We start from the raw sequence: 12,715 nt of genomic DNA on the forward strand, positions 1-12,715 counted from the left end.
CGTTTCTTTACAATTTTAGCAATTATTCCCGGATTTTGGGCAGATTTAAAAAAAATTCACTGCTGAATAATAAATTTTGTGGGTATTTAAGCGAAGTTTTGTATTAGTAATGAAGGCAATCAGTACCCTATTTATTTGAGTAGGCGGAGGTATCCTTTATTTTTTTAAATAGGTTTTAACCGCTGATTATTTACAATCAGCGGCTTGGGTGTCGGGGATAATACAATCACTTTTAACCTCAGTTATCGGAGATAAAAGCGCAATTTACAATCCTAATTCTCCCGCGCATAAAATCCTAAATGATTGGCAATTGGACGTTCCTGCATGGGGATTTTATTCTGAATCGGAGCATTCAACAGTTTCGCTCCTGACGGCGATGCTACTGCAAAAGTTACCGACCCGCCACCATCTAAATTTAGCACTGTCTCAGCTCCCAACTGCATCGAAATATCAGTTATTTCGCTCAATTTCAGCCCTTCACTGTAAAGCCTCTGCTTGCCGTCTACCACAATTAACCACAACTTGTCGCCTGTTTTGTCTATCGCCGCGACTGCACGGGGATAGGGTTTATCCTGTTTGCGTTCTTCCTGACTTTGTGCTACGGGTTGACCATTTTTCACCAGCAAAGTATCTCCGGCAACTGCATAGGCTGTTCCCGCAGGACAAGTGCCGTTTTCGATTATTTGAGCGCGGTTTTTGGCATCAAAACAAAGGGCGGGAAAGTCTGGATTTGGTTGAGAATAAGCTTGGCTTTTGGCAATGGCGTGTCCGACATTATTTACTCGATCGCCACTGCGGGGATAGTAATCCCAAGGTGCTTTCTCGATGCAGGGATAAAAAAAATTGCCGTTAACTGCTAATTGCAATTTAAATTCTTTCAGGAATTCAGTAGCGGTGCGGGCATTGGTTTCTGTTAAATCGGGTGTTGGGTTTCCGGGAGTGACAAAAATTCCTATTCCCGGCGCTTTTAGGTCGATGCTAACAATGTGAATTAGGGTGGGACGCGGATTAGTCCGAAATTCCCTGCGGTAGGCTATTCCTTGAAAGAGCGATCGGGCTTCGTTTGTTTGTTCGGGACGCAAAAAGTAGGGAATGTTGTAGAGTAGTATTGGTGCGAGCAATATTCCGACACCGAGAATATGCCAAATTTGTTTGAGAGTGGGCCGCTCAGTCATACCATTTTAGATTTTAGAGTGGGGACGGGAACACTGACAGATTTATATATTTTCCAGCATCCTCTAGTAATATGAAGAATTCGGATTCCAATAATTTTAGCAATCAAATTTTACGAAATCGATCGTTCCAAGGACAAGTTCTTAACGGTGCTGATTTCAGCGGTGCGGATGTTCGAGGCTGCAATTTTAGAAATGCTCAGTTAGCGGGTGCGAATTTTATCGGTGCGAAAATTGGGCTTTCTCGGCGACAGATAGCTGTTTTGAGTGCTGGGGCGATCGCGATTTGTTTGGTTGTGGGCGATGTTCTGACTCGACTGATTTTGGGAGCTCAAGGACAAATACCGGAATCTCGCAGTTGGTCTTTTATTCTGTTGCTGTACGGGGTTTTGAGCGCTGCTGGTTTCGCTTCGGCGATCGCCAGCAAACAGCCAAAAACCTCAAAAGCGGGTAGATTGGCACGAACAATTTCTGCTATTCTATCAGGAGCTTTGTTGGGATTTTTCTATGCTGGCACTGCAACTAATAATAATTCCCAAGCTGCTATTGCTGGAATGGCGATCGGCGGGGTGTTAATGTTTTTTGTGAGTTCCCGGATTCGTAGCCAATTTGCACAGGTGGCGATCGCATCGGCTGGAAGTGTGGCGACTTACGCAGCGGCTTTTTTGTTCAGTGCAACGGCGAGCGCTTTTCTGAGCACTCACAAACTGTTTTGGGGTATGTGTTTCGGTTTGCTGTCGCTGCTGTATCTTTGGTTTGCGTTTATGTCTTTCTCGGCTATTGTTCGAGAGATTAAAAATGCTGAGGGTACTTCGTTCAGAGGGGCAAATCTCGCTGATGCTAAGTTCGATATAAATTACCTCAATCTAAAATCTAAAATTTAAAATCTAAAATTACCGGACTGATATTCAAACAGCAATTGAGCCAGCACAAAGCGACGCTTTGCTGCAAACGGTGAGGGAGCACATGGCCCTCGCCACTTTCAATCCCAGCGACAGCGAACTGCTCAAAAAGATGGTCGAATGTATCGGAGATTCGCAGGGAATGGTGAGGCTGATTTAGCCGAAACTCTCGGCTCAATTGGCAAACCTGCAACTACTTTTTTGCTGGAAGCTCTAGCACATCACCCCAACCCTGTCGTGCGTAGAGCCTCTGCTAAAACGCTGACTCTGATTTGCGAGGATCTCGCCCGAACCACGCTGCTAAGCTGATACGCAGCTAGATTGTATAATATAAATATAAAATAAGCGATAATTAGTTATAATGTATGCCAGCCAAAAACCATCTATCTCAAAATCAAAAACAGAGACTCATTAAACTATTAAAAGAGTCTGAGGATAATTATGTGAGGGAAAAAGTTCTAATCTTATTGCTAATAAATGACGGAAAAAGTTATCAACAAATCAGTGAATTCATGGAGATTGCTTACACAACGGTAGCTTATTGGTCAGTTCATGGCGACCCAGATAATTTGGATAGTTTTTTAGATAAAAGAAGCCAAGGTAATTTTCGCAAAGTCACTCCAGAGTATGAAAAAATATTGATAGATACAATCGATAAAGCTCCGGCAGAATATGGATATGAATTTGGGAGATGGACGGCAGCCAGACTAGCAACATATTTAGAAAAAGTCACAGGAATTAAATTGAGTGGTTCCCAAATATCCAGGATATTACATAAAAAAAAATACGTTTACATTTGGGCTAAATATAGTTTAGAGGACAAACAAAATCCCGTTGAAAGAGAAGTATTTAAACAGAAGCTATCCGAGTATTTAAAAATAACAAAACAAACCCCAGAGCTTTTACAGGTATGGTTTTGGGACGAAAGTGGATTTAGCTTGCGAGTGATAAGAAGAAAAACTTGGGGTAAAAAAGGTAGTCGAAAAAAAATCACAGGTCAAAGGAGAAGAGGCAGAGTAAATATCATGGGTGGATTGAGATATCATGACAAAAAAAGGTTAAATTTTGTAATAAAAAAAGGAGACTCGAATACGTTTTATGAGCAAATTAATGCCTTAAATGATTCGATTGTCCAAGAATGGAGAGAACTGGGTAATCAAGCTGAAAGTTTTGCCGAATCAGGAATAAAGATTGTAATTATTTTAGACAATGCTAGTTTTCATAAAAAGAAAGATATTCTGAGCCAAATATCAGCCGAAATGCTTCATATTATTTTAGAATTTTTGCCACCTTACAGCCCCGATTATAATTTGATTGAATTGGTCTGGCATTCAGCGAAAGAATATATAGCACATCGACTGTTTAAGTCAGTAGAAGAATTGTCAGAATTACTACATAGATTATTAAATGAAGGAGAAATGGTTATCAAATGGGAGCGAAAAATCAAAAATAAAGGCAATGCTATTTTATCTGGTTTAGCTGCGTAGCAGCTTAGAAGCTTTTTTACACGATGAGGATCAAGTCGGGGGAGGAAGAGTGGGATTAAAGACAAAGCCTGCGGTTTCCAACCGCGCCTACACAGACAAAACACACTCCAAGTCGGTTAAAGAATTTTTACTCGATCGGGCCTTGACATTTTCCTCTCGAAATGAGAGTATAGACATAGTAGTCAATCAATCGGAAAATCACTATGCAAAACAAAAGAACAAATCAAAGAAAAACTCATGCACTTAATCTCGATCCGCAACCTCCGTAAAGATGCTGCCCAGTATCCCGATGTCAAAAATCAAATTGATAGCTGGAACGCAACTGTAAAGCAAGCAGAATGGCATAATTTGGAGGATGTTCGCAAGATTTACCGAGATGCCGAAGCAGTAGGAAAATTCACAGTCTTTAATATCAAAGGCAACGAATATCGCCTGATTGTCGGCATCAACTACGAGGAGCAAACTATTTTCTACAAATATTTCCTAACCCACGCTGAATACGACAAAGACAAATGGAAAAATGATCCTTACTTTTGATGGAGCCAGTTATAGCAAATTGCTTGCAGAAATTGCTCCTAGGGCGATCGAAACCGAAGAGGAATACGATCGCCTCCTGGCAGTGGCAGAACGGCTAACCTTCGCTAAAAACCTCACTCCAGAGGAGAGAGCTTTATACAAGTTGTTAGTCACGCTGATTGAAGTTTATGAGACAGAAAATTATCCGATCGAATCGGAGCCTCATGAGATTTTGCAACACATCATGGAATCCAGCGGCACCCGTCAAGCGGACTTGGTAGGTATCATTGGATCGAGCGGTGTGGTGTCTGAGGTTGTGAATGGGAAAAGAGCGATTAGCAAGGCACAAGCTAAGGCACTAGGCGATTATTTTAAAATCTCACCTAGCTTGTTCATTTAATTGGGAAATTGGGCATTGGGAATAGGGCATTGGTTATTTGTGATTACAAAAACTACTAACCAGTAACCACTAACTATTACCCATGCCCGATGCCCGATGCCCGATGCCCATGCCAGAGGCATCTGACCCTAGAAAAGCGAGATCCCTTGATTTTTCTAAAAGAATTCAAGGGATCTCGCTAATAATCAAAGTATTTATCTCAGATCAGAGATTTTTTTGGCAAGCTGTTTTTTTGCCTAAACAGCTTGTTTAACGGAGAGGGAGGGATTCGAACCCTCGTTAAGTTGCCCTAAACACACTTTCCAGGCGTGCGCCTTCAACCGCTCGGCCACCTCTCCAGGGCTAAATTCATTCATTTAGCCACAGCTAAACTATCTTAGCAGAACAAATCTGATTTGGGAAGGGGTAATGGCATAAATTTGCTGTTTAATATGGGTAGGGTGTGAAACGGGCAGGCTTGGGTTCTCCTCTCTGGGTCGCAAACCCATTCATTTCAAGGATCTTGCCCCGCCAACCCCAATCTAAAATCTAAAATCTAAAATCTAAAATTCCATGACTAACTCTTACACAATTAAAATTCATAACAGACAGACAGGCGATCGCCACACCGTGCGAGTACCCGAAGACCGCTACATCCTCCAAAGCGCCGAAAACCAAGGAGTAGAATTGCCATTTTCCTGCCGCAACGGCGCTTGTACCGCCTGTGCGGTGCGCGTCAAGTCGGGGGAACTGCACCAGCCAGAAGCAATGGGGCTGTCTGTGGAACTGCAAAAAGAAGGTTATGCCCTGCTGTGCGTCAGCTATCCCCGTTCCAACATCGAGGTAGAGACGCAAGACGAAGACGAAGTGTACGAACTGCAATTCGGGCGCTACTTCGGCAAAGGTAAAGTTAAAGCCGGTTTGCCGTTGGATGAAGAATAAGGCAATTTGATAAATTATCAATCACCAATTATCCATGCTTTATCGGTTATGTGCGATCGCCCTTTGTCTGTGGTTAGCTAGCTGCCAAAAACCAGAAATGCCCCAAGGTACGATCGCCAAAGTAGAAAGGGCCATCAGCGGCCAAACAATCGAAGTTATCAGTACAGCCGACAAAATAGCCTTATTAGAACAAATAAGGCTAATTGGTATTGATGCACCAGATTTACAACAGCAGCCTTGGGGAGAAGCAGCCAAACAAAGACTAGAACAGCTAACTGGGGGAAAACAGGTATTGTTAGAATCAGACATCGAAGAGAAAGACCAGTTCGATCGCAAACTAGCCTACTTGTGGCAAGATAAAAATTTGCTCAACGAACAGCTAGTCAAAGAAGGTTATGCCCTGGCCTCAGTGCGATCGCCCAACACCAAATATCAGCAGCGACTCATCAACGCTCAAGAATGGGCGAGACTCATGGGTAAAGGCCTGTGGAATCCAGAACGAGCTTTGCGCCAAACTCCCACAGAATTTCGCCAGCAAAATCGGAAATAGTCAGTAGTCATTAGTCAGTAGTCATTAGTCATTAGTCAATGACTAAAAATTCCTCAGTTATAACTAACAACTAATGAGCACTGATTTCATTCTTCCCTCTTCCCTCTTCCCTTTTCGCTCTTCCTTCGTGTCCTTCGCATCTTCGCGGTTCGTACTTCCTCTTCCTTCTTCCTTCTTCCTTCTGCTATAACAACTAACAAATGACTGACAATCAACTGCAAAACTTCTTAGAAATAGCCACCGAAGCAGCCCTAGCCGCCGGTTCCGTCCTGCAATCTTTCTGCGGAAAATTAGAAAAAATTCAAGAAAAAGGTCGCTCGGGCGATTTAGTCACAGAAGCCGACAAAGCCTCAGAAGCCGTCATCTTAGAAATTCTGGGCCGCCACGTACCCGACCACGCCATCCTCGCCGAAGAATCCGGCAAATTAGGGAATGCCAGCAGCAAATACCTGTGGGCGATCGACCCTTTGGACGGTACAACAAATTATGCTCACCAATATCCTTTTTGGGCCGTGTCGATCGGACTTTTAATCGACGGGATACCACAAATTGGAGTAATTTACGACCCTTTTCATAACGAATTATTTCGGGCAGGCAAAGGATTGGGAGCAACCTGCAATCGTTCGCCGATCGAAGTTTCCCAAATCTCAGAATTGAGAACCAGCTTGCTAGTCACTGGCTTTGCATACGATCGGCGCGAAACAGCAGACAATAACTATGCCGAATTCTGTCACCTCACCCACCTCACCCAAGGCGTGCGCCGCAGCGGTTCCGCATCCCTAGACCTCGCACACCTCGCGATGGGGCGATCGGACGGATACTGGGAACGGGGACTCGCCCCTTGGGACGTAGCAGCCGGTGTACTCATCGTCTCCGAAGCCGGAGGTCAAATTACAGCTTATGACGGTAGTGCCTTTGAGATGAACTCGGGTCGGATTTTGGCCACAAACGGCAAAATACACGCCGAACTCAGCAGCGCACTGCTAGCCGTTCCTCCGTTATCTTCTTGGAAGTAGCGCCCCCCAGCAATAGATCGGGGGTAGTACGGGGGTCAGAACCCCTTGACTCAAGCTACATTAAAGAATAGTGAAAAGCCAGGAAAGGAAGAGTAAAAGTTATGTCTTTTGAAATGACAAAAGGGCTGTTCAAGTATGACTTTACAGATCAGCACGCAATTTTGGGAATTCCCTTAGACGCCGAGTTTAACGACATCCGCAAGCGCTACATGAAAATCGCCCGCCGGTTGCATTCGGATACTTGCTCTTTTGAAAGCCAAGCCGATAAAGATTGGGCTAACCAATTTTTGTCAAAAGTAGTCAATCCGGCTTACAACAAATTCTCCAAGGAAAGCGATCGCAAAGAATACAGCCTGCTATTAGCAGCCATCGGCAAGCGCGTCGCGAAAGAACAGGCGAAAATGCAAATTGAAAGCGAAGCAGCCAAACAGTTAGCTACCGCTAAAGATTGGGAAGAAGCTTACAAAACAGCAGTTAGCAAACTCGCTCTCAAGCAGTACGAATCAGTTAAGGAAACGCAAGAGGCGATCAATCAAATTAGCGAACTTAACATGGTTTATTTGCTGCGAAAAGAGCGCATGGGCGGTGGTGCGGTTGCACCCGGTTCATCTGCAAAAGCCACAACCGCAACTAGCACAGAAAAAACAGCAGCAGCAACCCCAGCCACCGCAAATCCCGTGTCGCCTCCTCCGCCTAAAGTCGAACCCCCAAACGTGCAGACCGAAGCCTATTGCCGCCGAGCTCAAGGATTCATGGACAGCAAAAGTTACGCCAAAGCAATTTTAGAGTTGAAAGAAGCGGTGAAACGTGATCCGAAACACAGCAAGTCCCACGCTTTGTTAGCAATGTGTTACGTTGAACAAAATCAAGCCACAATGGCAAAACTTGAGATGAACAAAGCTTTGGCATCAAATCCTGAAGAACCGACGGCTTTGGAGGTTAAGAAAAAGCTGGAACAAGCTTCCGCAAAGACCAAAAAAGGTGATGATAAACCAGGATTTTTTGCAAGTTTGTTTGGCGGGAAGAAGAAGTGAGAAGTTGTGAGTTGTGAGTCAGGAATATTTAGAAATTGGTAAACTGCTCAGCAGTGAAGTGATCTCGCTCAAAACAATCAAGACTGGGTGAGAGCACATCCGATCGCAGTCGGAATTATACCGTCAGTATGAGCGTCCCGCGATCGCGGGTGATCCAGAAAGAGCGGGACGCTTGCACTGACGGGGAAAATGATTATTCCCATGCAAACCAAAACGCTATCACGCCTTAATTTGTTAAAGTCGAAGGTTAAGCTTGCCTGATTCGACTTTAACAGCGTTCCCTAAAGCTAAGCTTCTAAGCCCAATCTAAAATCTAAAATCTAAAATCTAAAATTGATATGACACGTTAATTTGTTAAAGTCGAATGTTAAGCTTGCCTGGTTCGACTTTAACACCGTCCATAAAGCTAAGCTTCTGGGCCCAATCTAAAATCTAAAGTCTAAAATCTAAAATTGATATGGTTCACCAACCCCCATCCGGTGCAAGAGATTTATTGCCCCTTGACGTTGCTCAAAAAATTTCGATCGAACGGCGCTTACAGCAGGTTTTTCACCGCTGGGGCTACCACCGGATTATTACTTCTACTCTAGAAAGGCTGGAGACTTTGATGGCTGGGGGCGCGATCGACCGATCGACCTTAATTCAACTGCAAGACGCCGAGGATGGAGAACTTGGTTTGCGGCCGGAATTGACAGCTTCTATCGCCCGCGCGGCTGCGATGCGGATGGCCGGGACTCGCTGGCAGCCTCAGCGCCTCTACTACAACGCTAACGTGTTCCGCAAAGGCCCAGATACTGGCTCAGGTGGGCAACAGGAGTTCTATCAAGCTGGCGTAGAGCTCCTCGGCGCGGGGGGGGCGGTTGCAGATGCCGAAGTGCTGCTGCTGCTGTCTGAGTGCTTGCAGAGCTTGGAAATTGATGAGTGGCATTTGGTTTTGGGAGAAGCTGGCTTGACTGCAACATTGCTAGAACCGTTTCCGCCAAACGTGCGCCAGAAAGTTCGGGGGGCGATCGCCAATCTCGATCGAATTGCCTTGGAAACTTTGCCGCTGTCAACCGAATTGCGAGAAAGAGCATTGCTATTATTTGACTTGCGCGGCCGCCCAGAAGAGGTGTTGCCAATTGTTGCCAAGCTGGATTTAGATTTGCCGCAGCAAGCCGCGTTAAACAATCTCAAATCGGCGATCGAATTGCTGCACCAATGCCAGTCAAAAATTCCCAATCTCAAATCCCACATTCACCTCGATTTGAGTTTAATTCAAACATTTGACTACTACACTGGAATTGTGTTTGAAGTTGTCAGCAGCAGCAAGACAGGACAGCGAGTTTTAGGACAAGGGGGACGCTACGACCAACTTTTAGGACTGTTCGACCCCCAAGGGCAAAATTCCCCCGGCATCGGGTTTTGTCTGAATATTGAAGAGTTGCACCAAGTTTTGCTGACAGAGGGGCAATTGCCCACCCAGACGCCAGCTAGCGACTGGTTGGTGGTGGCTCAAACTCCTGAAGCTAGTGCCGCCGCGTTTGCTTACGCTCGCAAACTCCGAGACTCTACTCACCTAGTTCGGGTGGAAATAGATTTAGAGAGTCGGGAGACAGCAGAGTCGGCGCGGGAATACGCGCGCGATCGACGAATTACTCAAATTGCTTGGGTAAATGCCGAAGGATTGCCAACAATTGAAACGGTAAATTAGGCTAATTGGTTATTGGTAATTAGTAGTTGGTAATTGGTTAAAAATCACCGGATATGATATCATATATCCTGCTGATTGAGAGAAGGTTTGGCCAATTGCTAATTGCTAATTCCCGATCTACCTAAAATGTTTTGAGAGAACACTATGGCACACACTATTGTTACGAATATTTGCGAGGGAATTGCTGATTGCGTTGGCGCTTGTCCGGTTGCTTGTATTCATCCCGGCCCCGGCAAAAATGTCAAGGGTACTGATTGGTTTTGGATTGATTTTGATACCTGTATTGACTGCGGCATTTGTTTGCAGGTTTGTCCTGTCGAAGGTGCGATCGTTCCAGATGAACGACCTGAGTTGCAGCAAACTCCCTCTTAATTGCAACTTGATTGCAATTGAGGACTAGATAGCTACATTAACTAAGGGGTGAGGTGCGCGACCAGGCGCACCTGACATTCACTTTTTTAACGAACCGCAGAGGGCGCAGAGGACACAGAGAAGAAGGGTGAGAAATATTGGAAAAATATAACTTTTAGATATCTAAGTGCAGGTAATTAATTATGTTACTTTTAGATCCAAAAACTCTCGAACCGGCTACAGAACAGCGCATTATTTTATATGATGTGAGTTGGGATCAATACGAGCAGCTTTCTGATATGTTTGTCGATGAATTCCCCAGGATGACGTACTTGGAAGGAACGTTAGAAATTATCATGACGACTTCGCCAGAACACGAAAGGCTCAAAACAATTATTGCCCGGTTGATAGAAACCTATGCGGTTGAAAGACTAATTAATCTCAACGGTTACGGAAGTGCTACATTTCGCCGCGAAGTTGTGAGACGGGGTGCTGAACCAGATGAGTGTTACTGTTTGGGTTTACTTGCAGAAGTCCCGGATATTGTGATAGAAATTGCTCTGACTAGCGGCGGTGTTGACAAGCTGGAGGTGTATCGCGGTTTGCAGGTTCCTGAAGTCTGGTTCTGGGCTAACGATCAATTTTCTCTTTACCGCTTGCGGGAGTCTGGTTATGAGTTAATTTCGAGGAGTGAATTTTTGCCTGAGTTAGACTTTTCTGTATTGAGTCAATATGTAGGATATGTTAACCAAACTGAAGCTGTCATTGCTTATAGAACTGTTTTGCAAACAGCTACAGGAACCTCAAATCAATAGACATCTCTAGAAAAGCCAGTATTGAACAGGCAAGATGCCTGTTCCACAATTAAAAAAAAGCCTGTGAAGCGTAGCTATCCCGCAGGGAATCGCACTTTACAAAAAAAAACTACAATAAAATCCAATGCAATCGATCGCACTTTCCGACTCTCACATTTTATCGATCCGCACCCACGCCGAAAGCGCTTATCCTGAAGAATGCTGCGGTTTGTTGCTCGGTCGAGTTACTGGCGGTGTTAAAACTTTGGTAGAAGTTTGGCCGACTGAGAATGCTTGGAGTGCTGAGGCCCAGGAGAATTGGCCTGAAGAAAAAGGATTGACAGAAAGACGCAGATATGCTATTAGACCCGAAGATATGTTGCGGGCGATGAAACATGGGCGCGATCGCACTCTGGATATTATCGGTATATATCATTCTCACACGGATTGTCCCGCAGTGCCCTCAGAGTGCGATCGGACATTGGCCTGGGCCGAATACTCTTACATCATTGTGTCAGTCCGACAAGGCTGTTCAGAAGACCTCCGCAGTTGGAGTCTTGACGGAGAGGGGAACTTTCAAGCAGAGGAAATTCTTGCACAGGAACCGACTGAGATTAAGAAATAATTAGTAAAAATAACAAACACGTAAAAATGCGAAAGATTCAGATAGGATGTAATTCAAAATCTGCGCTACACACAATATCATGCTAAATCCTAATCTGGATGAGATCCAGCTCAACAAACAAGAATACGAACGCTACTCTCGCCACCTGATCCTGCCAGAAGTTGGATTGGAAGGGCAAAAGCGTCTCAAAGCTGCCAGCGTGCTCTGCATCGGTACGGGAGGCCTCGGTTCGCCGCTGCTGCTGTATTTAGCAGCCGCCGGTGTTGGCCGCATTGGGATTGTAGACTTTGATGTTGTAGACCATTCCAATTTGCAGCGGCAAGTAATTCATGGCACTTCTTGGGTTGGGAAACCGAAGATTGAGTCGGCTAAAAATCGGATTTTAGAAATTAATCCTTTTTGTCAAGTTGATTTGTACGAGACTCGCGTTAGTTCGGAAAATGCGATCGACATTGCCACTCCTTACGATATCATTATCGACGGTACGGACAATTTCCCTACTCGCTATTTGATGAACGACGTTTCCGTGCTTTTAAACAAGCCCAACGTCTACGGTTCTATCTTCCGATTTGAAGGGCAAGCAACAGTTTTTAACTACCAAGGCGGCCCGAATTACCGCGATTTGTACCCGGAACCCCCGCCTCCTGGGATGGTTCCTTCTTGTGCAGAAGGCGGCGTTTTAGGCGTTTTGTGCGGAGTTGTCGGTTCTATCCAAGCAACGGAAGCTATCAAGATTATCTTGGGTCAAGGCACTACTTTGAGCGGCAGACTGTTGCTTTACAATGCCTTAGATATGACTTTCCGGCAATTGAAACTGCGGCCGAATCCAGTGCGCCCGGTAATTGAAAAGTTAATCGATTACGAACAATTCTGCGGCATTCCTCAAGCTAAAGCGCAGGAAGCAAGTCAGCAAACGCAAATTCCTGAGATGACTGTCGCAGAACTTAAAGAGTTAATCGACAGCGGTGCGAAGGATTTTGTATTGTTGGATGTTCGCAATCCCAATGAGTATCAAATTTGTCAAATTCCTGGGTCGGTTTTGGTTCCTTTGCCGGATATCGAACACGGCGCAGGTGTCGCTAAGGTCAAGGAATTGTTGAACGGCCACCGCTTGATTGCACACTGCAAAATGGGCGGGCGTTCTGCGAAGGCTTTGGGGATTTTGAAGGAAGCTGGAATTGAGGGCATTAATGTTAAGGGCGGAATTACTGCTTGGAGTGAAGAAGTAGACCCATCTGTACCTCAATATTAAGC

15 protein-coding genes and 1 tRNA gene are annotated in these 12,715 nt (G+C 45.0%); 14 read left to right on the forward strand and 2 right to left on the reverse strand.

The genetic code is table 11. From position 1 onward, the window contains the following. Positions 1-272: 272 nt before the first annotated feature. On the reverse strand, positions 273-1,175 hold the full coding sequence (locus tag D0A37_RS03840) for a phosphodiester glycosidase family protein (protein ID WP_242721279.1): 903 nt from the start codon (positions 1,173-1,175) through the stop codon (positions 273-275). Between the two features lie 71 nt (positions 1,176-1,246). Between D0A37_RS03840 and D0A37_RS03845 the strand changes: the two genes are divergently transcribed. The 5 genes from D0A37_RS03845 to D0A37_RS03865 all read left to right on the forward strand — a co-directional run bounded on the left by D0A37_RS03845 (position 1,247) and on the right by D0A37_RS03865 (position 4,477). Then, entirely contained in the window at positions 1,247-2,056 is an 810-nt protein-coding gene (locus D0A37_RS03845; protein ID WP_242721282.1) for a pentapeptide repeat-containing protein, read from the forward strand. Positions 2,057-2,194: 138 nt separating this feature from the next. Beyond that, a complete protein-coding gene (locus D0A37_RS03850; RefSeq protein ID WP_242721285.1) occupies positions 2,195-2,383 on the forward strand; it encodes a HEAT repeat domain-containing protein in 189 nt (62 codons plus the stop codon). 56 nt (positions 2,384-2,439) lie between these two features. After that, positions 2,440-3,561: an IS630 family transposase gene (locus D0A37_RS03855; RefSeq protein ID WP_242721289.1), complete on the forward strand. Its 1,122-nt coding sequence runs from the start codon at positions 2,440-2,442 to the stop codon at positions 3,559-3,561. A gap of 237 nt (positions 3,562-3,798) precedes the next feature. Beyond that, positions 3,799-4,098 carry a type II toxin-antitoxin system HigB family toxin gene (locus tag D0A37_RS03860; RefSeq protein ID WP_242721292.1) on the forward strand — a complete coding sequence of 100 codons (300 nt, stop codon included), beginning with the start codon at positions 3,799-3,801 and terminating at the stop codon, positions 4,096-4,098. Continuing rightward, positions 4,082-4,477 carry a helix-turn-helix domain-containing protein gene (locus tag D0A37_RS03865; RefSeq protein WP_242721295.1) on the forward strand — a complete coding sequence of 132 codons (396 nt, stop codon included), beginning with the start codon at positions 4,082-4,084 and terminating at the stop codon, positions 4,475-4,477. Before D0A37_RS03860 ends, D0A37_RS03865 begins: the two co-directional genes overlap by 17 nt. A gap of 253 nt (positions 4,478-4,730) precedes the next feature. Here the strand turns inward: D0A37_RS03865 and D0A37_RS03870 are convergent. Continuing rightward, positions 4,731-4,815 (reverse strand) — tRNA-Ser (locus tag D0A37_RS03870). A gap of 214 nt (positions 4,816-5,029) precedes the next feature. Here D0A37_RS03870 and D0A37_RS03875 point away from each other — a divergent pair. The 9 genes from D0A37_RS03875 to moeB all read left to right on the forward strand — a co-directional run bounded on the left by D0A37_RS03875 (position 5,030) and on the right by moeB (position 12,713). Then, positions 5,030-5,398, forward strand: a complete 369-nt coding sequence (locus tag D0A37_RS03875; protein WP_242721298.1) for a 2Fe-2S iron-sulfur cluster-binding protein — start codon at positions 5,030-5,032, stop codon at positions 5,396-5,398. A 34-nt stretch (positions 5,399-5,432) separates the two neighbouring features. Next, positions 5,433-5,948, forward strand: coding sequence for a thermonuclease family protein (locus D0A37_RS03880; protein WP_242721300.1), 516 nt, complete (start codon positions 5,433-5,435; stop codon positions 5,946-5,948). A 200-nt stretch (positions 5,949-6,148) separates the two neighbouring features. Further along, positions 6,149-6,964 carry an inositol monophosphatase family protein gene (locus D0A37_RS03885; protein ID WP_242721303.1) on the forward strand — a complete coding sequence of 272 codons (816 nt, stop codon included), beginning with the start codon at positions 6,149-6,151 and terminating at the stop codon, positions 6,962-6,964. A gap of 101 nt (positions 6,965-7,065) precedes the next feature. Then, entirely contained in the window at positions 7,066-7,998 is a 933-nt protein-coding gene (locus tag D0A37_RS03890) for a J domain-containing protein (RefSeq protein ID WP_242721306.1), read from the forward strand. A gap of 457 nt (positions 7,999-8,455) precedes the next feature. Next, complete coding sequence (locus D0A37_RS03895; RefSeq protein WP_242721308.1) at positions 8,456-9,691, forward strand: ATP phosphoribosyltransferase regulatory subunit; 1,236 nt, start codon at positions 8,456-8,458, stop codon at positions 9,689-9,691. Positions 9,692-9,835: 144 nt separating this feature from the next. Continuing rightward, a complete protein-coding gene (locus D0A37_RS03900; protein WP_006635695.1) occupies positions 9,836-10,063 on the forward strand; it encodes a ferredoxin family protein in 228 nt (75 codons plus the stop codon). Between the two features lie 182 nt (positions 10,064-10,245). Further along, complete coding sequence (locus D0A37_RS03905; RefSeq protein ID WP_242721312.1) at positions 10,246-10,857, forward strand: Uma2 family endonuclease; 612 nt, start codon at positions 10,246-10,248, stop codon at positions 10,855-10,857. Between the two features lie 124 nt (positions 10,858-10,981). Continuing rightward, the gene (locus D0A37_RS03910) at positions 10,982-11,461 is read left to right on the forward strand and encodes a M67 family metallopeptidase (protein ID WP_242721316.1); all 480 of its coding nucleotides are present in this window, start codon (positions 10,982-10,984) and stop codon (positions 11,459-11,461) included. A gap of 79 nt (positions 11,462-11,540) precedes the next feature. Then, entirely contained in the window at positions 11,541-12,713 is a 1,173-nt protein-coding gene (gene moeB / locus D0A37_RS03915) for a molybdopterin-synthase adenylyltransferase MoeB (RefSeq protein WP_242721319.1), read from the forward strand. The last annotated feature ends 2 nt before the right edge of the window (positions 12,714-12,715 follow it).

It is taken from the genome of Microcoleus vaginatus HSN003 (genome assembly GCF_022701255.1).
GTDB lineage: Bacteria > Cyanobacteriota > Cyanobacteriia > Cyanobacteriales > Microcoleaceae > Microcoleus > Microcoleus vaginatus_B.

What these genes read in the sequence shown, in the direction of transcription:
- D0A37_RS03840 (WP_242721279.1), bottom strand. Translation starts at nt 1,175, where the DNA reads ATGACTGAGCGGCCCACTCTCAAACAAATTTGGCATATTCTCGGTGTC.
- D0A37_RS03845 (WP_242721282.1), top strand. Translation starts at nt 1,247, where the DNA reads ATGAAGAATTCGGATTCCAATAATTTTAGCAATCAAATTTTACGAAAT.
- D0A37_RS03850 (WP_242721285.1), top strand. Translation starts at nt 2,195, where the DNA reads ATGTATCGGAGATTCGCAGGGAATGGTGAGGCTGATTTAGCCGAAACT.
- D0A37_RS03855 (WP_242721289.1), top strand. Translation starts at nt 2,440, where the DNA reads ATGCCAGCCAAAAACCATCTATCTCAAAATCAAAAACAGAGACTCATT.
- D0A37_RS03860 (WP_242721292.1), top strand. Translation starts at nt 3,799, where the DNA reads ATGCACTTAATCTCGATCCGCAACCTCCGTAAAGATGCTGCCCAGTAT.
- D0A37_RS03865 (WP_242721295.1), top strand. Translation starts at nt 4,082, where the DNA reads ATGATCCTTACTTTTGATGGAGCCAGTTATAGCAAATTGCTTGCAGAA.
- D0A37_RS03875 (WP_242721298.1), top strand. Translation starts at nt 5,030, where the DNA reads ATGACTAACTCTTACACAATTAAAATTCATAACAGACAGACAGGCGAT.
- D0A37_RS03880 (WP_242721300.1), top strand. Translation starts at nt 5,433, where the DNA reads ATGCTTTATCGGTTATGTGCGATCGCCCTTTGTCTGTGGTTAGCTAGC.
- D0A37_RS03885 (WP_242721303.1), top strand. Translation starts at nt 6,149, where the DNA reads ATGACTGACAATCAACTGCAAAACTTCTTAGAAATAGCCACCGAAGCA.
- D0A37_RS03890 (WP_242721306.1), top strand. Translation starts at nt 7,066, where the DNA reads ATGTCTTTTGAAATGACAAAAGGGCTGTTCAAGTATGACTTTACAGAT.
- D0A37_RS03895 (WP_242721308.1), top strand. Translation starts at nt 8,456, where the DNA reads ATGGTTCACCAACCCCCATCCGGTGCAAGAGATTTATTGCCCCTTGAC.
- D0A37_RS03900 (WP_006635695.1), top strand. Translation starts at nt 9,836, where the DNA reads ATGGCACACACTATTGTTACGAATATTTGCGAGGGAATTGCTGATTGC.
- D0A37_RS03905 (WP_242721312.1), top strand. Translation starts at nt 10,246, where the DNA reads ATGTTACTTTTAGATCCAAAAACTCTCGAACCGGCTACAGAACAGCGC.
- D0A37_RS03910 (WP_242721316.1), top strand. Translation starts at nt 10,982, where the DNA reads ATGCAATCGATCGCACTTTCCGACTCTCACATTTTATCGATCCGCACC.
- moeB (WP_242721319.1), top strand. Translation starts at nt 11,541, where the DNA reads ATGCTAAATCCTAATCTGGATGAGATCCAGCTCAACAAACAAGAATAC.